General features: G+C 67.3%; 25 protein-coding genes and 1 tRNA gene. 14 read left to right on the forward strand and 12 right to left on the reverse strand.

Going from position 1 to position 25,139, the window contains the following annotated elements; genetic code table 11:
- Positions 1-82: 82 nt before the first annotated feature.
- On the reverse strand, positions 83-463 hold the full coding sequence (locus RJ03_RS08315) for a VOC family protein (protein WP_245552215.1): 381 nt from the start codon (positions 461-463) through the stop codon (positions 83-85).
- Positions 464-1,145: 682 nt separating this feature from the next.
- Positions 1,146-1,649: a hypothetical protein gene (locus RJ03_RS08325; protein WP_051024465.1), complete on the reverse strand. Its 504-nt coding sequence runs from the start codon at positions 1,647-1,649 to the stop codon at positions 1,146-1,148.
- 137 nt (positions 1,650-1,786) lie between these two features.
- On the opposite strand from RJ03_RS08325, the gene RJ03_RS08330 reads away from it, so the two are divergent.
- The 8 genes from RJ03_RS08330 to RJ03_RS08365 all read left to right on the forward strand — a co-directional run bounded on the left by RJ03_RS08330 (position 1,787) and on the right by RJ03_RS08365 (position 10,367).
- Entirely contained in the window at positions 1,787-2,983 is a 1,197-nt protein-coding gene (locus RJ03_RS08330; RefSeq protein WP_036499881.1) for a PucR family transcriptional regulator, read from the forward strand.
- A gap of 174 nt (positions 2,984-3,157) precedes the next feature.
- Positions 3,158-4,612: a dihydrolipoyl dehydrogenase gene (lpdA, locus tag RJ03_RS08335; RefSeq protein WP_036499795.1), complete on the forward strand. Its 1,455-nt coding sequence runs from the start codon at positions 3,158-3,160 to the stop codon at positions 4,610-4,612.
- Positions 4,613-4,623: 11 nt separating this feature from the next.
- The gene (gene pdhA, locus RJ03_RS08340) at positions 4,624-5,793 is read left to right on the forward strand and encodes a pyruvate dehydrogenase (acetyl-transferring) E1 component subunit alpha (RefSeq protein ID WP_086007207.1); all 1,170 of its coding nucleotides are present in this window, start codon (positions 4,624-4,626) and stop codon (positions 5,791-5,793) included.
- 19 nt (positions 5,794-5,812) lie between these two features.
- Positions 5,813-6,796 carry an alpha-ketoacid dehydrogenase subunit beta gene (locus tag RJ03_RS08345; RefSeq protein WP_218000938.1) on the forward strand — a complete coding sequence of 328 codons (984 nt, stop codon included), beginning with the start codon at positions 5,813-5,815 and terminating at the stop codon, positions 6,794-6,796.
- Between the two features lie 12 nt (positions 6,797-6,808).
- Positions 6,809-8,161, forward strand: a complete 1,353-nt coding sequence (locus RJ03_RS08350) for a dihydrolipoamide acetyltransferase family protein (RefSeq protein ID WP_174372273.1) — start codon at positions 6,809-6,811, stop codon at positions 8,159-8,161.
- Positions 8,162-8,346: 185 nt separating this feature from the next.
- On the forward strand, positions 8,347-8,571 hold the full coding sequence (locus tag RJ03_RS08355) for a hypothetical protein (RefSeq protein WP_157121741.1): 225 nt from the start codon (positions 8,347-8,349) through the stop codon (positions 8,569-8,571).
- Positions 8,572-8,624: 53 nt separating this feature from the next.
- On the forward strand, positions 8,625-9,539 hold the full coding sequence (locus tag RJ03_RS08360; protein WP_232329304.1) for a helix-turn-helix transcriptional regulator: 915 nt from the start codon (positions 8,625-8,627) through the stop codon (positions 9,537-9,539).
- 21 nt (positions 9,540-9,560) lie between these two features.
- Positions 9,561-10,367 carry an SDR family oxidoreductase gene (locus RJ03_RS08365; protein WP_245552216.1) on the forward strand — a complete coding sequence of 269 codons (807 nt, stop codon included), beginning with the start codon at positions 9,561-9,563 and terminating at the stop codon, positions 10,365-10,367.
- 41 nt (positions 10,368-10,408) lie between these two features.
- Here RJ03_RS08365 and RJ03_RS08370 read toward each other — a convergent pair whose 3' ends face one another.
- The 7 genes from RJ03_RS08370 to RJ03_RS08400 form a co-directional block, all read right to left on the reverse strand.
- On the reverse strand, positions 10,409-11,197 hold the full coding sequence (locus RJ03_RS08370) for an SDR family NAD(P)-dependent oxidoreductase (RefSeq protein WP_036499801.1): 789 nt from the start codon (positions 11,195-11,197) through the stop codon (positions 10,409-10,411).
- A gap of 151 nt (positions 11,198-11,348) precedes the next feature.
- Positions 11,349-11,714, reverse strand: a complete 366-nt coding sequence (locus RJ03_RS08375) for a hypothetical protein (RefSeq protein WP_051024466.1) — start codon at positions 11,712-11,714, stop codon at positions 11,349-11,351.
- Entirely contained in the window at positions 11,701-12,081 is a 381-nt protein-coding gene (locus RJ03_RS08380; RefSeq protein WP_245552217.1) for a Zn-ribbon domain-containing OB-fold protein, read from the reverse strand. Before RJ03_RS08380 ends, RJ03_RS08375 begins: the two co-directional genes overlap by 14 nt.
- Positions 12,082-12,407: 326 nt before the next feature.
- Positions 12,408-12,479, reverse strand: a tRNA-Val gene (locus RJ03_RS08385).
- Between the two features lie 73 nt (positions 12,480-12,552).
- A complete protein-coding gene (locus RJ03_RS08390) occupies positions 12,553-13,017 on the reverse strand; it encodes a peroxiredoxin (protein ID WP_036499803.1) in 465 nt (154 codons plus the stop codon).
- Positions 13,018-13,096: 79 nt separating this feature from the next.
- Positions 13,097-13,519: a DUF3052 domain-containing protein gene (locus RJ03_RS08395; protein WP_036499893.1), complete on the reverse strand. Its 423-nt coding sequence runs from the start codon at positions 13,517-13,519 to the stop codon at positions 13,097-13,099.
- Between the two features lie 177 nt (positions 13,520-13,696).
- The gene (locus RJ03_RS08400) at positions 13,697-14,254 is read right to left on the reverse strand and encodes an Rv2240c family protein (RefSeq protein ID WP_036499805.1); all 558 of its coding nucleotides are present in this window, start codon (positions 14,252-14,254) and stop codon (positions 13,697-13,699) included.
- Between the two features lie 238 nt (positions 14,255-14,492).
- Between RJ03_RS08400 and aceE the strand changes: the two genes are divergently transcribed.
- The 6 genes from aceE to RJ03_RS08430 all read left to right on the forward strand — a co-directional run bounded on the left by aceE (position 14,493) and on the right by RJ03_RS08430 (position 23,154).
- Entirely contained in the window at positions 14,493-17,417 is a 2,925-nt protein-coding gene (aceE, locus tag RJ03_RS08405; protein WP_036499895.1) for a pyruvate dehydrogenase (acetyl-transferring), homodimeric type, read from the forward strand.
- Positions 17,418-17,559: 142 nt separating this feature from the next.
- Entirely contained in the window at positions 17,560-18,825 is a 1,266-nt protein-coding gene (locus tag RJ03_RS08410) for a PucR family transcriptional regulator (protein WP_036499897.1), read from the forward strand.
- A 128-nt stretch (positions 18,826-18,953) separates the two neighbouring features.
- A complete protein-coding gene (locus RJ03_RS08415; protein ID WP_036499807.1) occupies positions 18,954-19,868 on the forward strand; it encodes an ACP S-malonyltransferase in 915 nt (304 codons plus the stop codon).
- Between the two features lie 130 nt (positions 19,869-19,998).
- A complete protein-coding gene (gene acpM / locus RJ03_RS08420) occupies positions 19,999-20,298 on the forward strand; it encodes a meromycolate extension acyl carrier protein AcpM (protein ID WP_030518485.1) in 300 nt (99 codons plus the stop codon).
- 10 nt (positions 20,299-20,308) lie between these two features.
- Positions 20,309-21,559, forward strand: coding sequence for a KasA/KasB family beta-ketoacyl-ACP synthase (locus tag RJ03_RS08425; RefSeq protein ID WP_036499810.1), 1,251 nt, complete (start codon positions 20,309-20,311; stop codon positions 21,557-21,559).
- Between the two features lie 149 nt (positions 21,560-21,708).
- Positions 21,709-23,154 (forward strand): acyl-CoA carboxylase subunit beta, encoded by a 1,446-nt coding sequence (locus RJ03_RS08430; protein WP_036499812.1) that lies wholly within the window; start codon positions 21,709-21,711, stop codon positions 23,152-23,154.
- 78 nt (positions 23,155-23,232) lie between these two features.
- On the opposite strand, the gene RJ03_RS08435 is transcribed toward RJ03_RS08430, so the two are convergent.
- The 3 genes from RJ03_RS08435 to RJ03_RS08445 form a co-directional block, all read right to left on the reverse strand.
- The gene (locus tag RJ03_RS08435) at positions 23,233-23,760 is read right to left on the reverse strand and encodes a DUF3145 domain-containing protein (protein WP_036499814.1); all 528 of its coding nucleotides are present in this window, start codon (positions 23,758-23,760) and stop codon (positions 23,233-23,235) included.
- Between the two features lie 96 nt (positions 23,761-23,856).
- Complete coding sequence (locus RJ03_RS08440) at positions 23,857-24,690, reverse strand: serine hydrolase domain-containing protein (RefSeq protein WP_036499816.1); 834 nt, start codon at positions 24,688-24,690, stop codon at positions 23,857-23,859.
- A 50-nt stretch (positions 24,691-24,740) separates the two neighbouring features.
- Entirely contained in the window at positions 24,741-25,112 is a 372-nt protein-coding gene (locus RJ03_RS08445; RefSeq protein WP_051024470.1) for a MerR family transcriptional regulator, read from the reverse strand.
- Positions 25,113-25,139 lie beyond the last annotated feature (27 nt).

Consider the following 25,139-nt stretch of genomic DNA (forward strand, 5'->3'; position numbering starts at 1 on the left):
GACCCTCTCGCACGGGCGGTTGCGTCGACCGATCAGCGCCACGATGATTCCCGGCCCGACAGGCCACCTTCGACCCGATGGATCAGCCGGCCAGGAATTCCACGCGATTGCCCACCGGATCGGCGGTGTGGAAACGGCGGCGACCGGGGATTTCGGCCGGATCCGCCCATCGGACCTCATATCCGGCAGCCGTGACCGCGTCCGCCGTCGCGTCGACATCGACGACGAAGGCGGGATGAGCTTTGCGTGCGGGATGGAAGGACTCCTCGACACCCACGTGGAGTTCACCGTCCGGACCGCCCACTCCCAGGACCAGGAACCAACAGCCGCCAGTGGCTGCGAGTAACGGGGGTTTGGGGAGTTCCGCCCAGCCGAGTACGCCGGTGTAGAAGGCTCGCATGCGGGCTTCGGCGCCCGGCGGACAAGCGATTTGCACGTGATGGATCACAGCATCTCCTGACATCCGTTGCAGGACAAGAATAGTCGGCGCGACGAGCTGTGAGCACGTCACCGCCGGAGCGCGAAAGCCGCGCTCGAGAACGGCGGCATCGGCCTGCCGGCGCATTCGATCAGGAGTGCTGCGGCGCCGGGCACTGCCCGGTCTGCTCACCGATCGAATTGATCTCCGCATTCGGCCGCGGATCACCCGCATAGTTGATCTGATCGGTGCACTTCACGGCGGCGGGTGCTGCTTCCGGTGGCGGCCCGGCGGGTGTCGCGGCGGGCGGGCCGGAGGGGTCGCGCGGCCCTTGGGGCGACGCCTGCGGCGGGGCGGAATCTGTCCCATCCGTACCTTCGTGCGCCGAGGGCGACGGGACTTGGGCGGCCGCGGTGGTCGAGGCCGGACCTGTCGAAGCCGGAGCCGTAACGGACGTCCGAGCACTCGAACCGGCCGACGTCTCAGGTGCGGAAGTGCTTCCCCCGGAGGAGCATCCGGCGATCGCGAGCGCGCATGCGGCGAATACCGCGAGGCCGATCCGGGAGATCGTTCGCGTCGGCCGTGCGGCCGGTGCGGAATCGTCGAATGTCATGCGCGGCATCGCTTTCTGTCGAGGGCCGAGACGAGGTGGCTACGTTCGAGAGATACGCCCACTTCGGCCGGCCGTTAACAGTCGCAGAGAATTCGCCGTGCGTTCCGGTCGCGACTACGGTGCGCGACGAGCGGCCGGACGGTGCTCAGCATCGTCCTCGTCGTGGTCCTCGTCGTCGTCGTGAATACGGTTGCGGGTCAGCGCAAGTCCGGTACCCACGACACCGATGAGGCTCAGCGCGATGGCAATGCTCGACCAGCCGTCCCGGTGCCAGTACACATCTTCGAGCGTGATCAGCAGCGCGGCCTCGTCCACGATCAGCGCCAGCGCGATACCCAGTGCCAGACCCATCCATGTCCGCGCCCGGGGACTGCGATCGACCATGCCGAAGATGGCGACACCGGCCAGCAGCACCAGCCCCCACAGGTAATGGTGCAGATGAGTTCCGCCGGTGGACACATCGCCGACGTTGCTGGTGTCGATGTGGATCAGCCAGGTCACCAACCGGGCGCCACCGAAGGTGACGGTGAACGCCAGCCAGGCCAGCACGATCCCGCGGCGAGATTCCTCGATCTGGTTCCATCGGCGCGGAAACCGAAAACGAGCAGGTCCAGTCATGGCGCCGATATACCCCCGCCGGGCACCGCCAAGCGGTCACGAAGGGCTGGTGCTACCTCACATCGACTGCCGAAACCGTCACCGTGCCGACCGACCGGCTTCCTCCGCGCATCCCCTCTCGACGTACTGTGGCCGTCGTGGCGCCCGCAGGAATCCCCGATCAAGTGCCCGACTCCGCGGAGTTGGCGAGGGCGTGCGGGAGCGATATCGCCGAGCTCACCGCACGGCTCATGGCGGCGGTGTTCACCGACAATCCGGAGTGGACCGACTATTCGGCGGTGAGCAGAACGGATCTGCGGGAGGGGTGCCGGCGGTTCCTCACGCGGGTGCTGGAGTTGCTCGCGGCGAAGGGGGCCGGCGCCGAGCGCGACGATGTGGCCGCCGCGATCGGCCGGCAGCGCGCCGCGCAGGGTGTTCCGCTCGAGGCCATGCAGCGCACCTTCCGCCTGGGCGGGCGCATCGTGTGGGAAGCGCTGATGGATCGTGCCGGCGATATGTCACCTGCCGATTTCCGTGAAATCGGGACCGCCATGTGGGCGGTTGTCGACGGGATGTCCTCGGCGCTGGTGACCTCCTATCGCGGCGCCGAACTCGACCGGGTCCGACGCGACGAGCGCCGCCGTCACGCCCTGATCGAAGATGTCCTCTCCGGGCGTGGCCGCGACGCCGCCTTCGCGGCGTATGCGGCGCGGGAACTCGACCTCCCCGCCGGCGGCGACTACCTGGTGGTCGTCGCTCGCGGGGAACAGCCGCTGCGGCTGGGCACCGAAAGCGCGTTGGCGGCCATGGGGATTCGTTCGGTCCGCCACGATCGGGGCGACCACACGGTCGGCATCGTCGCGTTGGAACAGCGTTCGCCGCAGCAGGTGGCGGAGCTGCTGGGTCCGCTCGTGCTCGGACGCGCGGGGCTGTCCCCGGCGGTCGACGGTCTGGCCGAGATCGACGTCGCCCACGCACTCGCCACGCTGGCACTCGATACCGCCCCGCGAGACCGCGAACCCACTCTCACGCTGCTCGAAGATCGCTACCCGGAGGCCCTGCTGGTGCGCGCGCCCGATCTGGCGCAGCGATTGGTCCAGCGATGCTTGGGCCCGATTCTGGCGCTGCCCGCCAGAGAGCGCGACATCCTGCTGCGCACGCTGACGGTCTGGCTAGCCGAGAACTGCTCGGCCGCGCACGCCGCACCGCTGTTGCACTGCCATCGCAACACCGTCATCAACCGGCTCCAGCGCGCCGCGACGCTGCTCGGGCGGCCGCTGGAAGGTCAGCGTCACCAATTCGAACTCGGCCTCGCGCTCACCGCGCACGACCTGCTCGAACGCCCCACCGACTGAACGTTTCGCCCGGCGCAGCCGCAAGCGATATTGGGCGCAGCGCCCAATTCCGGGTCGCAAAACCTGGGCTTGCCGGGAATTGTCCGGCGTCCGTGCGCGGATAAGACTCCACACCTGATGGCCCACACCGCAACCGGATTCGGGTCACGCAATTCAGGACGAGGAGCACCACAAGTGCCGGAATTCGATCTCTTGATCATCGGCGGCGGGCCGGGTGGGTACGTCGCGGCGATCCGCGCGGCCCAGCGCGGCCTGCACGTCGCCGTGGTGGAGAAGGAACGCCCGGGCGGGGTGTGCCTGAACTGGGGCTGCATCCCCACCAAGGCCATGCTGCGCTCGGCAGAGGTATTCGAAACACTGAGCGCCGCAGCCGATTTCGGTGTGCTGGCCGACAACGTGCGGTTCGACTTCGCGGCCGTCCGCCGGCGCAAGGACGGGATCGTCGGCAAACTGACCGGCGGCGTGGCCGGGCTCCTGCGGGCCAACGGCGTCACCGTGATCGAGGGGCATGCCCGTTTCACCGGACCGACCACGGTCGAGGTATTCGAGCCGGGTCCCTCGCCGGTCTTCACCGACGGTCCGCGTTACGCGGCCGCCCCCACCGGCACTCCGACGCGAACCGTGACAGCCACCGACATCATCGTCGCGACCGGGTCCGTGCCCGCGGCCCTGCCCGTGCCGGGCGCCGACCTGCCCGGCGTGATCACCTCCGACGGCGCGTTCGGGTTGACCGAGGTGCCGCGGCGGCTGGTCGTCATCGGCGGCAGCGCGGTCGGCGTCGAATGGGCCGGCCTGTTCGCCGCCTTCGGCGCCGAAGTGACCGTGGTGGAGATGCAGGACCGGCTGGTTCCCGCGGAGGACACCGAGATCGGCGCCGCGCTGGGCCGCTCGTTCACCGAGCGCGGCATCACCGTCCTGACCGGCTGCACCGTCACCGGCATCGACCGGACCGGCGATGCGCTGGAGGTCGACGTGAACGGCGCGACGACTCGGAAAATTGCGGCCGACGTCGTGCTCGTCGGTGTGGGACGACGGCCGAACACCGCCGATCTCGACCTGAAATACGCCGGAATCGACACCGACGCACGAGGTTTCATTCCGGTCGACGACCGGCTACGGACCACGGTCGAGCACGTCTACGCCATCGGCGATGTCACCGGCAAGGCGCTGCTGGCCCACGTGGCATCCCATCAGGGGCTCACCGCCGCCGACGTCATCGCCGGTCACGACGCCCACATCGACTACACCGTGATCCCCGCGGCGACGTTCACCCATCCGGAGATCGCGAGCGTCGGCCTGACCGAGGACGCGGCTCGCGCCGGCGGCCACGAGGTGGTCACCGCGAAATTCCCGTTCGCCGCACTCGGGCGAGCCGAAGCGCTCGGCGAGACCCAGGGCTTCTGCAAGATCGTCGCCGGGGCACGCCATCGGGAAGTGCTCGGCGTGCACATCATCGGCCCTTCCGCGAGCGGTCTGATCGCCGAAGGGGCACTGGCGATATCACTCGAAGCGACGCTCGACGAACTCGCCGACACCATCCACGCCCACCCCACCCTCGGCGAGATCGGTATGGAGGCAGCCCTGACCGGGCTCGGCCTGCCGATCCACATCGCGCCGCGTTCACGTTGAGGAGCACCACCGTGACTACCACAACCCCACAGAAGGCCACGCGCACGTCGACCCGGCGCGCACCGAAACGACCGGCCGCGACCACCGAGCCGTCCACGACCGTATCGAGCGAAGCTCTGCTCGCCGACCGAACCGCTTCCCAGACAGCATCATTCGACGCACGGGTGGCGGCCGAGGACCCGGGCACGCTGCGGCAGCTGTATCGCGACATGCTGTTCGTGCGCCGATTCGAGGAGCGCACCGCGCAGAGCTATCAGCAGGCCAAGATCGGCGGCTACTGCCACCTCAACCTCGGCGAAGAGGCCACCGTGGTAGGCCTCGGCGCGGCGATGCGGCCCACCGACTACCTGTTCACCAACTACCGCGAACACGGCTACGCCCTCGCCAAGGGCATCGAACCCGGCCGGGTCATGGCCGAACTGTACGGCCGATCCACCGGCACCTCCAAAGGGTGGGGCGGATCGATGCACATGTACGACACCCAGACCCGGCTGCTCGGCGGCTACGCCATCGTCGGCGGGCAGGTGCCGCTCGCCGTCGGCGCGGCCCTGGCGATCGACTACCGCGGCGGCGACGACGTCGTCGTCTGCCAAATGGGTGAGGGCACAACCAATATCGGCGCCTTTCACGAATCGCTGAACCTGGCCGCGCTGTGGAATCTGCCGATCGTGTTCCTGGTGGTCAACAACCAGACCGGCATGGGCACCACCGTCGAGAAGTCCTCCGCCGAACCCGATCTGTGGAAACGCGCCGCCGCCTACCGCATGCGTGGCGAACGAGTCGACGGCACCGACGTCCTCGCCGTCCGCGATATCGCCGAGCAACTCATCGACACCGCACGCCGGGAGGGAAAGCCGGCCCTGCTGGAAGCGGTCAGCCACCGCCTGAAAGGCCACTCGGTGGTCGACCCCGCGAAATACCGCACCGAGGAAACGGTGACGGCGGCGCGATCCCACGACCCGATCGAGATCTGGAAGAGCGCGCTGCTGAAAGCCGGTGTGCTCAGCGAGGATTCGGCCGCCGCCCTGGACGCGGAGATCATCGCCGAGGTCGCCGCCGCCGTCGAGTTCGCCGACACCAGTCCGCATCCGCAGCCGTCGAGCTTGTTCGACTACACCTACGCCACCCCCGTGCCCGGCGATTCCCGCCGCCTGCCCGCCGACCCGCTCTTCACCGCCTGAGGACCATCCCGTGCCTGTCATGACCTACCGCGAAGCACTGCGCGAGACCCTGCGCGAGGAAATGCGCCGCGACGACGACATCTTCCTGATCGGTGAGGAGATCGGCGTCTTCGAAGGCTCCTACAAGATCACCGCCGGACTGCTGAACGAATTCGGCGACAAGCGAGTTCGCGACACCCCGATCGCGGAGGAAGGGTTCGTCGGCGCGGCCATCGGCGCCGCCATGCTGGGGTTGCGCCCGGTCGTGGAGATCATGACGATCAACTTCTCGCTGCTCGCGCTGGATCAGATCGTCAATCACGCCGCCAAGATCTACGGTATGTTCGGCGGGCAGACCAGCGTGCCGATGGTCATCCGCACCCCGGGCGGCGGCGGACAACAACTCGGCGCCACCCACTCCCAGAACATCGAGCTGTACTACGCGTTCGTGCCCGGTCTCAAAGTCGTCGCGCCCAGCACTCCCGCCGACGCCCGCGCTCTGCTCAAAGCCGCCATCGACGACGACGATCCGGTGCTGTTCCTGGAGAACCTGTCGCTCTACAACACCAAAGGCGACGTACCGGACGATCTCCCGCCCGCACAGATCGGCAAGGCCGCCGTCACCCGCGAGGGCACCGACATCACGCTGATCGGCTACTCCCGCATGGCTACGGTCTGCACCCAGGTCGCGGAAAGGCTTGCCGCCGAGGGCATTTCCGCCGAGGTGATCGACCTGCGCAGCCTGCGCCCGCTCGACCGCGACACCCTCGTCCGCTCGGTCCGCGGCACCGGATGCGCGGTCATCGGCGAGGACGACTGGCTCACCTACGGCATCGGCGCCGAAATCGCGGCCTCGATCTCCGACGGCGCCTTCGACTATCTGGATGCCCCCGTACGCCGCGTCGCCATGGCCGAAGTGCCGCTCCCCTACGCCAAGCCGCTGGAGAAGCTGGCCCTGCCGTCCGTCGAATCGCTCTACACCGCCGCCGTCGAAACCCTTGCGGCCGTGGGCAAGCGACGCTGAGAGGAAAGACCGTTGTCCGACATCACCATGCCCCGCCTCTCCGACACCATGGAGGACGGCGTCGTCGCCACCTGGCTCAAACAGGTCGGTGACACCGTCACCCGCGGCGAAGTACTCGCCGAAATCGAAACCGACAAGGCCCTGATGGAACTCGAGGCCTACGACGACGGCATCCTCGAACGCATCATCGCCGCACCCGGAACCCGCGTGCCGATCGGCGAACCCATCGCCATCCTCGGCGACGGCAGTGGGACCGCCGCATCACCCGCACCGCCTTCGACTGTTCAGCGGACCGAGACGGCATCGGCACGGCAGCACACCGAACAGCCGCACGAGCCGGCCGATATCGCATCGGCACAACCTCAGACCGCGGTGGCGGCGGGAATCGTGCCCGCCGGTCAGGCCGGCGACGGCGGTAGATCCCTCCGCACGACCGAGCAACCCGCGACGCCGGCCCCGCAGTCCGCCGCAGACGCTGTGCGCCGCAAATCCTCGCCGCTGGCGCGCAAGATCGCACAGGAGCTCGGTCTCGACATCACGACCGTCACCGGAACCGGCCCCGGCGGGCGCATCACCCGTCTCGACGTCGAAAACGCTCACGCGGCAAGCACTTCCGGCACGGCGCAAACGACCGCCGCGCCGGAACACACGGCACCGGGCACCCCGGCGACCGGCGACTACGACGAAATCCCGCTGACCAGCATCCAGCGCGTGTCAGCCACTCGCCTCACCGAGAGCAAACAGCAGGCGCCACACATCTACCTGACCAGCGCCATCGACGTCACCGAACTCCTCGCCTTCCGCACCCGGATCAACGAGACACTCGCCGACACCGGGGCCGGCAAGGTCAGCGTCAACGATCTGCTCGTCAAAGCCGTCGCCACGGCACTGCGCGCCAACCCCGCGGTCAACGTCTCCTTCGCCGGTGACACCCTGCGCCGCCACCACGGCATTCACCTCGGCGTCGCCGTCGCCACCCCCGCCGGCCTGCTCGTCCCGGTCATTCGCGACGCCGACCGCAAAACGGTGTCGGCCATCGCCGCCGAAAGCCGCGACAAGGCCGAACGCGCGCGCGACCGCAAACTCCGCGCCGAGGAGATGACCGGCGGCACCTTCACCCTCTCCAACCTCGGCATGTACGGCATCGAGCATTTCACCGCGGTCATCAATCCGCCCGAAGCCGCCATCCTCGCGATCGGCGCCGCCACCGACGAACTGCGACTCGACGGTGACGAGGTCGTGAGCCGAAAGGTCCTGCGCGTCACCATGTCCGCCGACCACCGCGCCATCGACGGAGCCGTCGCCGCGCAATTCCTCGCCCAACTGAAGGAGCTGATCGAGCACCCGCTGCGGATCGTGACCTAGGGTCACGACGATGTGCGCAGGGTCCCGAGAGCTCCGGAAAATGATCTGAAATGCGTTCGAACCGTTGAGTCGGACGCGGGAACGGCGTTCAATCGAAGGCACGGTCCACGAGTCGGGGCACGAGAATCCTGTGGATCGCGTGCGCACAGCGCGCAATACGGAGAGTGATCGACATGATGGGGACAGTGCATCGAACCGCGGCGCGAGTGCTCATGGTGACCGCCATCGCGGTCGCGCCGATACTGCCTGCCGCGCCGGCTCTGGCGGAACAGCCGGCCGGAGCACCGGCGGTTCAGGTGGCCCACGACACCGGCTGGTACGGGAATCCCTGCAATTGGGGCTTCAACTGGCTGTACCCGCAGTGCTGGTTCGGCTGGGGTAACTACGACGGTTTCCACGGCTGGTGGTAGTAGGCCGATAGCCGCGGGGAGGGACAGGTCGGTCGCCGCTCGCGTGGTGACCGATGCTGTTTGCGGCCCGAGGCGAGTATCCGGTGGCCCGCGGACGGGTGCTGAAGCCCGGCAAGGCGTTACTGTTTCTCATGACCAACGACGCGCACCGGCGTAGGGAACAGCTGCGCGAATTCCTCCGCAGTCGCCGAGAGCGGCTCGCGCCCGCCGAGGTCGGGCTCGCGCCGGCCGGACGGCGCCGCACACCGGGACTGCGGCGCGAGGAGGTCGCACAGCTCGCCGGGGTCGGCGTGTCCTGGTACACCTGGCTCGAGCAGGGTCGCGATATCAAGGTGTCGACCGAAGTGCTCGACGCGGTCGCGAGAGCACTGCGATTGACCGAGTGGGAGCAGGCCCACCTGTATGTACTGGCAGGGATGAATCCGCCTCGGGCCGTGGGTAATCGGAATGCACGGGTCACCGACGAACTGCGACATCTGCTGACGGTATGGTCGCCGCGGCCCGCGGTGCTGCGTGACCGGTACTGGAACATCCTGGCCGTCAACGACGGGGCGCGCACGGCCTTCGGATACGACTGCGACGACTACAACTGCCTCGTCTCGTTTTTCACCAACACGAGCTACCGGGAGATGCATCTGCACTGGACCGCCGCCGCACCGGCGGTCGTGGCCGCCTATCGTGCCGATGCGGCGCAGGGCGATCCCGAATTCGAACGGGTGATCACCGAACTCTCCACGCTCAGTACCGAATTCGCCGAGTTGTGGGCACGGCACGACGTGGGCGCCCCGACGCAGGCGGTCCACGCGGTGCGCCATCCGGACGCGGGCGACCTGTACTTCGACACCACCACGCTGATCGTCGCGGACCATCTCGATCTGCATCTGGTGCTGTACAACCCGCGACCGGGCACCGAGACCGAGCAGCGACTGAGCCTGCCGGCGCCGGAACGGTCGGCCGCACCCGCATAGCCTGGTGGTAGTGATCCCACGTTGACCTCGCACTGGTTGTCCAAGGCGATCCTCGGCAGGCTTCTCGCCATGGCGCACAACAGATTCGACGGCAAGATCGCACTGATCACCGGCGGTACGAGCGGTATGGGACTGGCCACCGCGCGGCGGTTGCGCGACGAGGGCGCGCGAGTGATCGTCACCGGACGCGACCCGGCACGGCTGGCCGCAGCGGCCGATGATCTCGGACCGGAGGCGCTCGCGATCGCGGCCGATACGACCGATCTCGCCGCTCTCGATGCCCTGTTCCACACCGTCCAGACCAGATACGGCCGGTTGGACGTGCTCTTCGTGAACGCGGGCATCGGATTCTTCCCGCCGACCGACGCGGTGACCGAGGCCGATTTCGAGCGCGTCGTCGGCGTCAACCTCAAAGGAGCGTTCTTCACGATCCAGAAGGCGATTCCGCTGCTGTCGTCCGGCGCGACTGTCGTGATCAACGCCTCGTGGGCACTGCATCGCGGCATGCCGTTCGGCTCGCTGTACTCCGCGACCAAGGCCGCCGCACATAATCTCGCGCGCACGCTCGCGGCGGAATTGGGCGGCAAGGGGATTCGGGTCAACTCGGTGAGCCCGGGATATATCGACACCCCTGCCCTGCGGTCCGAACTGCCCGCGGCCGCGCAGAGCGCTGTGGCCGGCGAAATCGTCGCGGGGAGGATCGGCTCAGCCGAGGACGTCGCGGCCGCGGTGGCATTCCTCGCCTCGCACGAGGCGTCGTACATCACCGGCCAGGACCTGCTCGTCGACGGAGGCCTGGTGGGCCTGGTTCCGGGCGCGGCAACCTGATATCCCGGTCCACAGTGGTCACCGCTGAGCGAGACCTTGCGCTACGGGAGGATTGAATCGACGTAGCCGCCGTCGACGCGCAGGGCGCCGCCAGTGGTCGCCGAGGCGAAGGGCGAACTGAGGTAGACGACCATGTTGGCGATCTCCTCCGGCTCGATCAGCCGTTGGATCAATGATTGCGGACGATGCTTGCGCATGAACTCCCGCTGCGCCTCGTACCACGGCAGGTCGCGGTCCACGAGCTGATAGACGAAGTCCTCCACCCCACCGGTGTGCGTCGGACCGGCGATGACGGAGTTGACCGTGACACCGGTACCGGCCGCATCCTTGGCGAACCCGCGCGACAACGCCAGGATCGCCGTCTTGGACACGCCGTAATGGATCATCTCCTCGGGAATGACCACAGCCGAATCACTGGCGATCTGAATCGCACGCCCCCAACCCGCCGCGATCATCCCGGGCAGATAGGCACGGATCAATCGAGCGGCTGACAGCACATTGACCTCGAAGATGGTGCGCCACTGGTCATCCGAGATCTCCCGGGCCGGCACCGCACCGAAAATCCCCAGATTGTTCACCAGGACATCGACCTCGGGAAGTTCCGTCAGCAACTGTTCCACCCCCGCGATCGTCGTGACATCGGCGGCGACACCGATCACGTCACCACCCGCCTCGCGCAGCGCGGACACCGCGCCCTCGACCCGGTCAGCGCTTCGGCCGTTCACCGCGACCCGAGCACCGCTGCGCGCCAGCCCACCGGCGATCGCCAACCCGATCCCCTGCGTCGACCCGGTCACCAGCGCGGTCTTACCCGTCAAGTCGATGTGCACAGCTGACACTCCTTCACTGTCGGGGTGGCCGGGGCAGTCGCCTCCGCCGCCGGCACACGGGCGCGTACCCCCGAACCCTACGTGGGAGGCGCGGGGTGTTCGTGGACGCGCGGAGGCGCGACATCAACCGTTGGACTGCCGGCTGCCGACTTCACGAAGCTCGATCGCCGTTCCCAAAGTCCACCATCAGGGCCGGGTCACGACTGGGATTCCAGGCGTAGTCCAGTGCTGCCAGCAGATGCTGCTTCAGCCCTCTCGTCTCCCTGTTGTCCGTCCGGCCCGGCGCCAGCGCCGCCTGCAACATCTGCAGGAACCGTCGTCTGGCGACACCGAAGCGCACCAGCAACTCGCTGGAGTCGGCACCGCCGAACGGCGCCCAATGAATGGCGAATACGACTATCGACCGCGCATGCGGATCGAGAAAGCCGTCTCTCTCGAGAAGTCGACTTTGCCGCAGCGAGGTCCGGACCCATGCCTGGCTGTAGCACCGCGCGACACCAGGTTCACCGCGGCGCATGGTCTCGTCCGTCGGAGCCGAAGGAAGTCACCGATTCGCCATGCCGGCGATCAGCACTGACGACGAAGACCGGGAACCTGTCGTCTCGCGGACGCGGTTGGAAATGCACACGCACCGGCCGATCCGCGAGCAACGGCACCTCGCCCTCCAGCGAGGTGTAGACCCACGGACCCTCGTCGAGTTCGACGATCGCGACCGTCGACTGAGCCAGCACACCACCCGCACCGGCACGTTCCACCACCCGCCACGACACGATCGAACCCGCACCCGACGACGGCACCCGTTCCAGGACATCCGACGCACACGAGGAACATCCCGCCGTCAGCGGCGCGAACAACTTGTCACATTTCGCGCATCGCCGAATCATCAAGACCTCTTCCGAGGCCGTCGTACCGATAGGAGACCTGTGCTGAAGCGTGGGCGCAGACATCGAATCCTCCGCAACGTGACCGATAGAACGCACTCCAGCCTCGTCACCGACGAGCACCACCGCGACGGTAGAACTACCCGTGCGTATACCTATTTCTCGGCAGTCGGCTTGCCGAGCGACACCGCGCGCGCGTCGAACAGCCTCGCCGGCAGTCAAGTGATTCCATCGTGCGATGGCCCGTTATCGGCCACTTCACGACTCAGGCCACCCGGCATGGGGCGCGGGATCACGGAAGAAAAGGTCTTCTAGCTGGGAAAATGAAGTGGGCGCAGAGGGGTTCGAACCCCCGACCGCTGGTGTGTAAAACCAGTGCTCTACCACTGAGCTATACGCCCGGACTTCACCGGCCGGGCGGCGGTGAAGATGGTGTGCTGCGCGGGCCGGGTGTCCGGGTCCGTGCGCGGCGGTTCATGAATCTAGTGCAGTGAGCGCTTTCTCCCAAGCCGCCTGGTCACGGGGCTCTCCGGGGCCGTTCATTTCGGCGAAACGGATGATTCCGTCCTTGTCCACGACGAAGGTGCCGCGGTTGGGGAAGCCGGTTTTGTCGTTGAAGACACCGTAGGCCTGGGTGACAGCGCCGTGCGGCCAGAAGTCCGACAGCAGCGGGAAGGTGTAGCCCTGCTCGGCCGCCCAGATCTTGTGGGTGGGCGGGGGTCCGACGGAGATGGCGAGGATCTCGGCGTTGTCGTTCTGGAACTTGGGCAGTTCGTCGCGCACCTTGCACAGCTCACCCTGGCAGATGCCGGTGAACGCCAACGGGTAGAACACGATCAGGACGTTCTTGTCGCCCCGGTAATCGGCGAGACTCACATCCTGGTTGTTCTGATCCTTCAGCGTGAAATCCGGTGCGGCCGTACCCACTTCGAGCGGCATGCGCAGTCCTCCTGTCTTCGACGGCGGGCTGTTCCGGTACTCGGCGGCCGCCCGTGCGAAACAATAGTCACGCGGTGGATCAGCGCTGCTTCGAGGGCGTCTTGGGCTGCATCAGCTTGGTACCGGTCCAGGTGCCGAGGCTTACCGGTGTGGTCGACGTCAACCCCGCGGTGGGGGCGGATTCGGCGATCTCGCTGGGATCGACATGCCCGGGCTGGCCGGTCTTGGGGGTGAGTACCCACACGACACCGTCCTCGGCGAGCGGACCGATGGCATCCATCAGTTCGTCGACCAGGTCGCCGTCTCCGTCGCGCCACCACAGCAGTACGACGTCGATCACCTCGTCGGTGTCCTCGTCGAGTAGTTCGGAGCCGGTCGCGTCCTCGACAGACGCCCTCAACTCGTCTGCGGTGTCCTCGTCCCAGCCCAACTCCTGAACCGCCATGCCGTGGGCAATGCCAAGCTTCTGAGCGTAGTTCTGCGCGTCCGCCGCGGCGACCACGGTGGTGTCCTCCTCAACTCCCGACAACAGATAGTTGCAAGCGAACATGGTTATCGGCCGCAACGCAAGCCGATCCGCTCAAATAACCTCCGAAATGTCGCGGATGCATGCCCCGGGACGAAGCGTGCAGAGGCGGTTCGCAACGCCCTGAGCGGCCCCGGGACATCCGTTTCCCGGCTATCGCGCCGGGCATGCGGTACGCACCGCGTTCAGCGCGTCGTTGACTCGCTTGCTGGCGTCGTTGAGCGTGCCGACGGGAGCGGTGTAGGTCATCTTGCGGGATTCGCCGGCCAGTCCGCGGGCGGCGTTCACATAATCGGTGAACTTCTGCGCGAGATCCGCGGGTAACGCGTCGCCGGCGGCGGTGACCCGTCCCTCCACGGTCCGCGCGGCGTCCTCGAGGGTCTGGGCGGCGGCATCGCGCTTGGCGTCCTGGTCGGGGGCGTTCGCATCGTGCGCGTCGACGAAGTCGTTGTACTTCGTCACCGCGGCGCCGGTGGTCTCACGGAACGGTGTGCAGTTGTCGGCGACGGCTTTCGTCTGTGCGGCAGCCTTTTTCGACGAGGTGGCCGCGGCCGAGGACGAGGCCATCTCGGTGCGGAACGCGGCCGCGTCCGCCTGGTTGACCGTCGCGGTACCGTGGACAGCGGTAGAGCATCCTGCCACCACCAGTCCGGTGCCGACCGCCAAGGTCGCGCACATCAGTCCGAACCCACGTGGGTTCAGCAGTTTCATCGTCCTCCCCGCTTCTCGAGCAGTCGAAAGAATGTTCTGTGGCGAGCTTCGCTGCAACGAGCGTCACAGCCTAGCGAACGGTACTGGATTTACGGCTGACATGATGACCTGGGACGCATCATCGACAAGGATGTGAGGTGCGCCCCAAACCGTGAGCGACGGACGGCCCGCACACCAGCGGTGCTGCCCGGGGTTAGAGCCATCAGCTTGTCCACCCCCTGTACGAGGAGCATTGATTTTGACCGACCTGATGCACCCGATTTCGTCAAGTTCTGCATCCGACCCCGAGCCGACGAGCAGCAACGGTTCCGCCGATCACCAGTCGGCGCCCGCCCGCCCGGCCGGTGCGCGGGTGCGTGTGATCCGCGAGGGGGTGGCGTCATATCTACCGGACATCGACCCGGAGGAGACGAGCGAGTGGCTCGATTCCTTCGACGAGATGCTCGAGCGCGAAGGCCCCGGCCGCGCTCGCTATCTGATGCTGCGCCTGCTCGAGCGCGCCGGTGAACGTCACGTCACCATTCCTTCGTTGACCTCGACCGATTATGTCAACACCATCCCCACCGAGAACGAGCCCTGGTTCCCCGGCGACGAGGAGGTCGAGCGCCGCTACCGCGCCTGGATCCGCTGGAACGCCGCGGTCATGGTGCATCGCGCGCAGCGGCCGGGAATCGGTGTGGGCGGCCATATTTCGACCTACGCGTCGTCCGCGGCGCTGTACGAGGTCGGCTTCAACCACTTCTTCCGCGGTAAGGACCACCCCGGCGGCGGCGACCAGATCTTCATCCAGGGCCACGCCTCCCCCGGCATCTACGCCCGCGCCTTCCTCGAGGGCCGCCTGACCGAGGATCAGCTCGACGGGTTCCGCCAGGAATACAGCCACGGCGGTCCGGGCCACGGATTGTCGTCCTATCCGCACCCGCGACTGATGCCCGATTTCTGGGAATTCCCCACGGTCTCCATGGGCTTGGGTCCGATGAACGCCATCTACCAGGCGCGCTTCAACCACTATCTGCACGATCGCGGGATCAAGGACACCTCCGATCAGCACGTGTGGGCCTTCCTCGGCGACGGTGAGATGGACGAGGCGGAATCGCGCGGTCTGGCCCATGTGGCGGCGCTGGAGGGTCTGGACAACCTGACCTTCGTCATCAACTGCAACCTGCAGCGGCTCGACGGCCCCGTCCGCGGTAACGGCAAGATCATCCAGGAGCTGGAGTCGTTCTTCCGCGGCGCCGGCTGGAACGTCATCAAGGTGATCTGGGGCCGGGAGTGGGATGCGCTGCTGGGCGCCGACCGCGACGGGGCGCTGGTCAACCTGATGAACTCGACCCCGGACGGCGACTACCAGACCTACAAGGCCAACGACGGCGCCTACGTGCGTGAGCACTTCTTCGGCCGCGATCCGCGCACCAAGGATCTGGTGAAGGACCTGACCGATCAGCAGGTCTGGAACCTCAAGCGCGGTGGCCACGACTACCGCAAGATCTACGCGGCCTACGCGGCGGCGCTCGCGCATCAGGGCAAGCCGACGGTGATCCTGGCCAAGACCATCAAGGGTTACGGCCTCGGCAAGCACTTCGAGGCGCGCAACGCGACGCACCAGATGAAGAAGATGACGCTCGACGATCTGAAGGCGTTCCGCGACGTGCAGCGCATTCCGATCACCGACGCCCAGCTCGAGGCCGATCCGTATCTGCCCCCGTACTACCACCCGGGCATGGATTCGCACGAGATCGGCTACATGCTGGACCGGCGCCGTGCCCTGGGCGGCTACCTGCCCGAACGGCGTTCGGTCGCAAAGCCTTTGCAGCTGCCCGGCGACGCGCCCTACGCCTCGGTGCGCAAGGGGTCGGGCAAGCAGAACGTGGCGACCACCATGGCGTTCGTGCGGCTGATGAAGGAACTGTTGCGCGACAAGGAGATCGGCAAGCGCATCGTGCCGATCATTCCGGACGAGGCCCGCACCTTCGGTATGGACTCGTGGTTCCCGTCGCTGAAGATCTACAACCGCAACGGGCAGTTGTACACCTCCGTCGACGCGGAATTGATGCTGGCCTACAAGGAAAGCCAAGTCGGCCAGATTCTGCACGAGGGCATCAACGAGGCCGGCTCGACCGCATCGTTCACCGCGGCCGGTACGTCCTACGCCACCCACGGCGAGCCGATGATCCCGCTCTACATCTTCTATTCGATGTTCGGGTTCCAGCGCACCGGCGACGGCCTGTGGGCGGCCGCCGACCAGCTGGCCCGCGGCTTCGTCCTCGGCGCGACCGCCGGGCGCACCACGCTGACCGGTGAGGGTTTGCAGCACAACGACGGCCATTCGCTGCTGCTGGCCTCGACCAATCCGGCGGTGGTCTCCTACGATCCGGCGTTCGCCTTCGAGATCGCTCACATCGTGCGCGACGGCCTGCGCCGGATGTACGGGGGCGGGCGACCGCAGCTCGGGCCGGGCGGAACGCCGGCCTCGGAGGTACCCGGTACCCATCCGGTCATGAAGGACGACGTCTTCGGCGGCGAGAACGTCTTCTACTACATCACCCTCTACAACGAGCCGTATCAGCAGCCGGCCGAGCCGGACGACCTCGACGTCGAGGGCCTGCTGAAGGGTATCTACCTGTACCGCCGGGGCGGCGAGGGTGACGTACGCGCCCAGATCCTGGTCGCGGGTGTGACGCTGCCCGACGGCCTGCGCGCTCAGGAGCTGCTGGCGCAGGACTGGGGTGTGCAGGCGGACGTGTGGTCGGTGACCTCGTGGAGCGAGCTGCGCCGGGAGGCGCTGGCCAAGGAGATCCACACGCTGCGCCATCCGGACGCCGGAACCGATGCGCCGTATGTGACGCGGGTGCTGTCGCAGGCGCAGGGGCCGTTCGTGGCGGCCTCCGACTGGATGCGCGCGGTGCCGGACCAGATCCGCAAGTGGGTCCCCGGCGACTACACCACGCTGGGCACCGACGGATTCGGATTCTCCGACACCCGGCAGGCGGCGCGACGGGTATTCAACGTCGACGCCGAATCCATCGCCCTGGCGGCGCTGGAGGCCCTGGGACGCACCGGCGGTATCGATCCGGCGGTGGTCGCGCAGGCCGCGGCCCGCTACCGCATCGACGACGTCGACGCCGCACCGAAATCGATGAGCAGCGAAGAACAGCTCGCGTGACCGGTCCGGTAGGGGCGCGAATCGCGCCCCTACCGGGGGGTTGCGGAGACCGACCAGCGCGATGACGGAATATTGAACAGTGGAACGTAAACCGCCGCGGCCTCGCCGGGTTTCCGAGGGGTCGTCCGAGCACGAGGTCTATCTGCCGACCGGGGCACTGTCACCCAATCGGCAAACCCGCGATCCGCTGCCGGACACCCTGCTGAAACGGGTGAAGCAGTTCTCCGGGCGGCTGTCCACCGAGGCCATCGCCTCGATGGAGGACCGGCTACCGTTCTTCGGCGACCTGGACGCCGCCCAGCGGGCGGGCGTGCAGATGCTGGTGCAGACCGCGGTGGTCAATTTCCTGGAGTGGTTGCAGGATCCGGAAAGCGATATCCGCTTCAGCCTCGACGCGTTCCAGGTCATCCCGCAGGATTTGGCCCGGCGCCTGACCCTTCGCCAGACCGTCGACATGGTCCGCGTCGCGATGGAGTTCTTCGAGCAGTGGCTGCCAGCGCTGGCCCGCAACGACCGCCAGCTGGTGGCGCTCACCGAGGCGGTGCTGCGCTACGGCCGCGAACTCGGTTTCGCCGCGGCCTCGGTCTACGCCTCGGCGGCCGAATCCCGCGGCGCCTGGGACACCCGCCTGGAGGCGCTGGTCGTCGACGCCGTGGTGCGCGGCGACACCGGCGCCGAAATGCTCTCGCGCGCGGCCACATTGAACTGGGACGCCACCGCCGCGGCGACGGTGCTGGTCGGTACGCCGCCGAAAGATCAAGTGGCCGTGGTGAGTTCGGTACACGTCATCGCCGCCCGGCACGGCCGGGCGGCACTGGCGGTGGTGCAGGGTTCGCGGTTGGTGATGGTGGTCAGCGGCAATCTCGGTGACACCGGCTACCCCTCGCCGTTCCTGATGGACCTGCTCGCCGAAGCGTTTTCCGACGGTCCCGTGGTGATCGGCCCGACCATGCGCACGCTGTCCGCGGCCCACGTCAGCGCGGTGGAGGCGATGGCCGGAATGGAGGCCGTGGTGGGCTGGCGGGCGGCGCCGCGACCGGTGCACGCCTCCGAACTTCTGCCCGAGCGAGCACTGCTCGGCGATCGGGCTGCGGTCGACGCTCTGAACGAGTATCTTGTGCTACCGTTGGCCGCCGCCGGGTCGGCCTTGTCGGACACCCTCGACGCCTACCTCGATTGCGGTGGAGCCGTCGAGACATGTGCCCGTCAGCTGTTCGTTCATCCAAATACGGTCCGCTACCGGCTCAAGCGCATCGCCGAGGTCACGGGCCGGGATCCGATGAATCCTCGTGACGCCTATGTGCTCCGAATCGCGGCAACAGTAGGTCGTTTGACACGAACCCGTAACGAATCGTCAACACCTGCCCCAGAAGACTCGCCGGCAACTTTCTACGAAGATCGCCTGTAACGGACATCGGGGCGCGGTCGATCGCCACAACCCACGTGCCGTTTTGTGGGGTCCACACAAAAGCGTCGCTCAAACATCATCGGCGCCGACATCTCCACGGAGCCCCCTCACAGTGTTTTGTTAGAGGCGTGATCGCGTTGTTCGCCCCTGGACAGGGCTCCCAGACACCCGGCATGCTCGCGCCATGGCTCGATCTTCCCGGCGCGCGTGACCGCCTCGAACTGTGGTCCAAGGCCTCCGGCCTGGATCTGCTCCGCCTCGGCACCACGGCCACCGCGGAGGAGATCACCGATACCGCGGTGACCCAGCCGCTGGTCGTCGCCGCCGCGCTGCTGGCTTTCGCCGAGATTCCGCACGAAGCGGTTCCGGCGGATACCATCGTCGCCGGACATTCGGTCGGCGAGCTCGCCGCCGCAGCCGTCGCCGGAGTCGTCTCCCCCGATGACGCGGTGAAACTGGCCGCGATCCGCGGTGCGGAGATGGCGAAGGCGTGTGCGCTGGTTCCGACCGGCATGTCCGCCGTGCTCGGTGGCGACGAAGCCGCCGTGCTCGACCGGCTCGCCGAGCTCGACCTGGTCCCGGCCAACCGCAACGCGGTCGGCCAGATCGTGGCGGCAGGCCGGCTGGATGCGCTGGCGGAACTGGCCGCGAACCCGCCGGAGAAGGCGCGGATTCGCGCGCTGCCCGTCGCCGGGGCCTTCCACACCGCGTTCATGGCACCCGCCCAGGACGCCGTGGCCGAAGCCATCTCCCAGATGGTCCCCGGTGAGCCGACCCGTACCCTGCTGTCGAACTACGACGGCAAGCCGGTCGACTCGGGCTCCGACGCCATCGAGAAGCTGGCGGCACAGGTGACCCGGCCCGTCCGGTGGGATCTGTGCACCGAAACCGTTCGCGCGGCAGGGGTTTCCGCGGTGGCCGAATTGCCACCGGCCGGAACCCTGGTCGGCATCGCCAAGCGGGAGCTCAAGGGCACCCCGAATCTGGCGCTGAAGACCCCCGAGAACATCCCCGCGTTTGTCGAGCTCTCGGCAACCGGCTAGCTTTCCTCGCGGCTCGCAGTGACGCGACCGTGAGTGAGCAGGACGAAACATTCGTCCACCTCGTACCGAAGAAATAATCGGACCTCCGATTCACGTCGGACCAACGAAAGAACAAGAAGGGAGCCACCAAGTGGCCGCTCTGACCCAGGAACAGATCGTCGAAGAGCTCGGCAAGATCATCGAAGAGGTGACCGGCATCGAGCCCTCCGAGGTGACGATCGAGAAGTCTTTCGTCGATGACCTGGACATCGACTCGCTGTCGATGGTCGAGATCGCCGTGCAGACCGAGGACAAGTACGGCGTGAAGATCCCCGACGAGGATCTCGCCAGCCTCAAGACCGTGGGTGACGCCGTCTCCTACATCCAGAAGCTCGAGGCCGAGAACTCCGACGCGGCCGCCGAGCTCAAGGCCAAGTTCGACGCCCAGTAAGGCCGACACCGTGACCACTCCTTCCACTTTGAACGGGAACTTCCCGAACGTCGTCGTCACCAGCATGGCGGCGACCACGTCGATCGCGGGTGACGTCGATGCGACGTGGAAGGGACTCCTCAACGGCGAGAGCGGCATCGACGTTCTCGAGGATTCCTTCATCGAGGAATACGACCTGCCGGTTCGCATCGGCGGCCACCTGAAGGTTTCGCCGGACACCTTGCTCAGCCGAGTCGAGATCCGCCGCATGGCCTATGTCGAGCGGCTGGCGATGGTGCTGGGGCGTGAGGTGTGGAAGAACGCCGGCAGCCCCGAGGTCGACCCCGAGCGCCTGGCCGTGGCGATCGGCACCGGTCTCGGCGGCGGCGACGCGCTCATCGACTCGGTGGACAAGCTGAAGAACGGCGGCTACCGCAAGATCTCGCCGCTGGCCGTTCAGATGGTCATGCCGAACGGGCCGTCCGCTGTCGTGGGCCTCGAACTGGGCGCCAAGGCGGGAGTGGTCACCCCGGTCTCGGCATGTTCGTCGGGATCCGAGGGCATCGCCAACGCGTGGCGGATGATCGTCATGGGCGACGCCGACATGGTCGTCACCGGCGGTGTCGAGGGATACATCTCCGACGTGCCGATCGCCGCGTTCTCCATGATGCGCGCGATGAGCACCCGCAACGACGACCCCAAGGGCGCGTCGCGGCCGTTCGACAAGGATCGTGACGGCTTCGTCTTCGGCGAGGCCGGTGCACTGATGGTCGTGGAGACCGAAGAGCACGCCAAGGCGCGCGGGGCCACCATCCACGCTCGCCTGCTGGGTGCCGGCATCACCTCCGACGGCTTCCATCTGGTCGCCCCGGATCCCACGGGTGCCGGTGCGGCGCGCGCCATGGAGCGCGCCATGCAGACCGCCGGACTGACGAAGTCCGACATCACGCACATCAATGCGCACGCGACCGCCACCCCGATCGGGGACACCGCGGAAGCGAACGCGATCCACAAGGCCGTGGGCACGCACGCCTCGGTCTACGCGCCCAAGTCCGCCCTGGGCCACTCGATCGGCGCTGTGGGCGCCCTCGAGTCGGTACTCACAGTGCTCAGCATTCGCGACGGCATCGTTCCGCCCACGCTGAACCTGGAGAACCAGGACCCGGAGATCGACCTGGATGTCGTGCACGGTGAGGCCCGTCGCCAGGACATCGAGTACGCGATCAACAACTCGTTCGGTTTCGGCGGCCACAACGTGGCGCTCGCCTTCGGACGGTACTGATCCGACTCGTCGACAACGTCTGTCGACAACTTCAGCGAACCCGGTGGGGCTTTTCGGCCAAGGCAGATCCCCTCGTCGAAAAGCCCCACCGGGATTTTCATCTTCGCAGCCGCGTCAGCGACTCCACATTCCCTCGAGGAGAGACCGCGATGACCATCATGGCCCCCGCGCAGGCGGACGCCACGACCGATCCCCGGGATCCGCTGGGTCGGTTGCAGCGCTTCTTCGATCCCGGAACGGTCCTCCCGCTCCACCCCCGCGACAAGTCCGGCGTGCTGGCCGCCATCGGCGAGGTCGACGGCGTGCGCACCGTCGCGTACTGCTCCGACGCCACCGTGATGGGCGGGGCCATGGGTGTCGACGGGTGCAAGCACATCGTGGACGCGATCGATACCGCCATCGACTCCCGGATTCCCGTCGTCGGCATCTGGCATTCGGGTGGTGCGCGCCTGGCCGAGGGCGTCGAGGCACTGCACGCGGTGGGCACCGTCTTCGAGGCGATGGTTCGCGCGTCGGGCCTGGTCCCCCAGATTTCGATCGTGGTCGGCTTCGCCGCCGGCGGCGCCGCGTACGGTCCCGCGCTGACCGACGTCGTGATCATGGCGCCCGAGGGCCGCGTCTTCGTCACCGGTCCGGATGTCGTCAAGTCGGTCACCGGTGAGAACGTCGACATGGCCACCCTCGGTGGTCCCGAGACCCACGGCAAGAAGTCCGGTGTGTGCCATATCGTCGCCGACGACGAGAACGACGCGATGCACCGCGGCCGCCGCCTGGTCTCGATGTTCGCCGAACAGGGCGAATTCGACCTGTCCGCCGCCGCCCACGGCGATGTGGACCTCAAGGCGATGCTGCCGGAGTCGGCCAAGCGCGCCTACGACGTCAAGCCGGTCGTGCGCGAGCTGCTCGACAAGATCCCCTCGCCGGACGGTAACGACGAATCCTCCTTCGAGGAGCTGCAGGGCGGTTACGCCCGCAGCATCGTCACCGGCCTGGGCCGCCTCGGTGGGCGCACGGTCGGTGTGCTCGCCAACAACCCGCTGCGCATGGGCGGCTGCCTCACCAGCGAATCCGCCGAGAAGGCAGCGCGTTTCGTGCGCCTGTGCAATTCCTTCGGCATTCCGCTGGTCGTGATCACCGACGTGCCCGGCTACCTGCCCGGTGTCGGCATGGAATGGGAGGGCGTGGTGCGCCGCGGCGCGAAGCTGCTGCACGCCTTCGCCGAGGCCCGCGTTCCGCGCGTCACGCTGGTGACCCGGAAGATCTACGGCGGCGCCTACATCGCGATGAACGCCCGCTCTCTGGGCGCGACCGCGGTGTACGCCTGGCCGGAGTCCGAGGTCGCCGTGATGGGCGCCAAGGCCGCGGTCGGCATTCTGCACAAGAAGGCCATCGCGAAGGCCCCCGAGGAGGAGCGCGAGGCTCTGATCGAGCGCCTCACCGCCGAACACGAGACCATCGCCGGCGGTGTCGGGCGCGCCCTGTCCATCGGCGTCGTGGACGAGGTCATCGACCCCGCCAAGACCCGGTCCACCATTGCCGCCGCGCTGGCCTCGGCGCCGGCCAAGGCCAGCCACAACAAGAACATTCCGCTGTAAAGCTCTCGGCGGCAACACATTACGGGTGGTCTCCCGCGCGGAGGCCACCCGTCGTGTTTCCCGGGACCGATGCGGAACTCAGCCGACGTCGCGGCGGAGCCAGGTGACCTCGGCGCCTTCGCCGCCGGTGCGGAAGGGTTCGAGTTCGTCGTCCCAGGCGGTGCCCAGGGCGCGATCGATATCGGCGGAGATGTCGCCGTTGCGGCCACGAGCCCGGGCCGCGCGCACGATTTCCCGCAGGCGCATCTCGCCGACCATGACGTCGCCGTTGGCGCTCATCGCACCGGTCCACAATCCGAGGCCGGGAACGAAACTGTAGCGTTCGCCGTCGACCCCTTCGGAGGGATCCTCGGTGACCTCGAAGCGCAGCACCGGCCAATCCCGCAACGCCTTGGCAATTCGCCCCGCGGTGCCGACCGGGCCCACCCAGTCGGTGGTTGCGCGCAGTTGTCCCGCGGCGGCCGGCTGGGCGGTCCAGCGCAGCGACGCAGGCGATTTCAGAGTGGAGGAAAGCGTCCATTCGATGTGCGGGCACAGCGCGGCCGGTGACGCGTGGATGTACACCACACCACACGTCACATCCGCGAACTGATCAGATGCGCGCACCTGTACACCTCCAGCCTCGACGTCGGACGTCTTCCCCAACATCCCGTCGAGCGCAGGCGTTGCCCGAGTTTACTGGAGTGCCCGATGTTACGGCTGTTACTTTTCTGCCGTGTCGCGAATCCGCTGGATATCGGCGATGACGGCGTCGCTGAGCGTCGGCCACACCGCTCGGGCCCAATCGCCGAAATTCTCGTCGCTCAACGCCACACACGCCACCTCGATCTCCGGATCCACCCACAGGAAGGTGCCGGACTGCCCGAAATGCCCGTAGCTTCGCGGCGAGTTGGCTCCCCCCGTCCAATGCGGAGTCTTGTGGTCGCGGATCTCGAATCCCAGACCCCAATCATTGGGGCGCTGCGATCCGTATCCGGGAAGGACTCCGCCGACGCCCGGGAATTGCACGGAAGTCGCCGCGGTGAGCATGTCACCGGATATCAAGATCGGGTTCAGCAATTCTCCAGCGAAACGCAGCAGATCGTTCACCGTGGAGCGGGCGGCGTGCCCGGCGGATCCGGCCAGTACCGAGGATTTCATTCCGAGTGGCTCGAACACCGCTTGCCGCAGATATTCCGGGAATTCGATTCCGGTCTCGCGCGTGAGGAACTCGGCGAGTACCTCGAATCCGGCGCTGGAATAGATGCGGCGCTGCCCGGGCTCGGCCATGATCACGGTGGTGTCGAACGCCAGTCCGGCCGTATGCGCCAGCAGGTGCCGCACGGTGGAGCCGGGCGGGCCGGCGGGCTGGTCGAGTTCGATCGCACCTTCTTCGACCGCCACCAGAACGGCGTAGGCGGCAAGGGGTTTCGTGACCGACGCGAGGGAGAACACCCGATCGAGGTCTCCCTCGGTGCCGACCACGCCATGGGTATCGACGACGCCCGCGGCGGCGTGCCGGACGGGCCAGTCGCGAATCTGTTCCAGTGCTCGCACGGCACCGAGCCTACGAGAAGGGCCCGACCCCACCGCCGCGGGGAGTCCGGTTACGCCGGGCCGTCGCTGCGATAGGGCGCGGCCACCAGTTGCTCGTCCTGACGAGCCAGCAGCGTGCGGCGCCGGGACAGCTCGGCGATCTGCGCGTCGAGGTGAGAAAGGCCCTCCCGCATGATCTTTCGGGTGTGATCGCAGTGCTGCAAGCCCGTGGCGGTCGCACACGGCAGCAGTTCGCGGATGGCGCTGGTCGGCAGTCCGGCAGCGAGTAGTTCGCGAATGCGATGCACCCGCTGCGGTGCGTCGTCGGTGTAGACGCGGTAGCCGTTGCCGTCGCGGCGGGCGCTCAGCAGACCCTGTTCCTCGTAGTAGCGCAGCAGGCGGGTGCTGACGCCGGTGGTGTTCGCCAGCTCGCCGATCAGCACCGCACCCTCCCGGGCTTGACCTTCACA

This window comes from Nocardia aobensis NBRC 100429 (genome assembly GCF_000308375.1).
Taxonomy (GTDB): domain Bacteria; phylum Actinomycetota; class Actinomycetes; order Mycobacteriales; family Mycobacteriaceae; genus Nocardia; species Nocardia aobensis.

What these genes read in the sequence shown, in the direction of transcription:
- RJ03_RS08315 (WP_245552215.1), bottom strand. Translation starts at nt 463, where the DNA reads ATGTCAGGAGATGCTGTGATCCATCACGTGCAAATCGCTTGTCCGCCG.
- RJ03_RS08325 (WP_051024465.1), bottom strand. Translation starts at nt 1,649, where the DNA reads ATGACTGGACCTGCTCGTTTTCGGTTTCCGCGCCGATGGAACCAGATC.
- RJ03_RS08345 (WP_218000938.1), top strand. Translation starts at nt 5,813, where the DNA reads ATGACCTACCGCGAAGCACTGCGCGAGACCCTGCGCGAGGAAATGCGC.
- RJ03_RS08360 (WP_232329304.1), top strand. Translation starts at nt 8,625, where the DNA reads ATGCTGTTTGCGGCCCGAGGCGAGTATCCGGTGGCCCGCGGACGGGTG.
- RJ03_RS08375 (WP_051024466.1), bottom strand. Translation starts at nt 11,714, where the DNA reads ATGCGCCGCGGTGAACCTGGTGTCGCGCGGTGCTACAGCCAGGCATGG.
- RJ03_RS08380 (WP_245552217.1), bottom strand. Translation starts at nt 12,081, where the DNA reads ATGATTCGGCGATGCGCGAAATGTGACAAGTTGTTCGCGCCGCTGACG.
- RJ03_RS08390 (WP_036499803.1), bottom strand. Translation starts at nt 13,017, where the DNA reads ATGCCGCTCGAAGTGGGTACGGCCGCACCGGATTTCACGCTGAAGGAT.
- RJ03_RS08400 (WP_036499805.1), bottom strand. Translation starts at nt 14,254, where the DNA reads ATGAAACTGCTGAACCCACGTGGGTTCGGACTGATGTGCGCGACCTTG.
- RJ03_RS08430 (WP_036499812.1), top strand. Translation starts at nt 21,709, where the DNA reads ATGACCATCATGGCCCCCGCGCAGGCGGACGCCACGACCGATCCCCGG.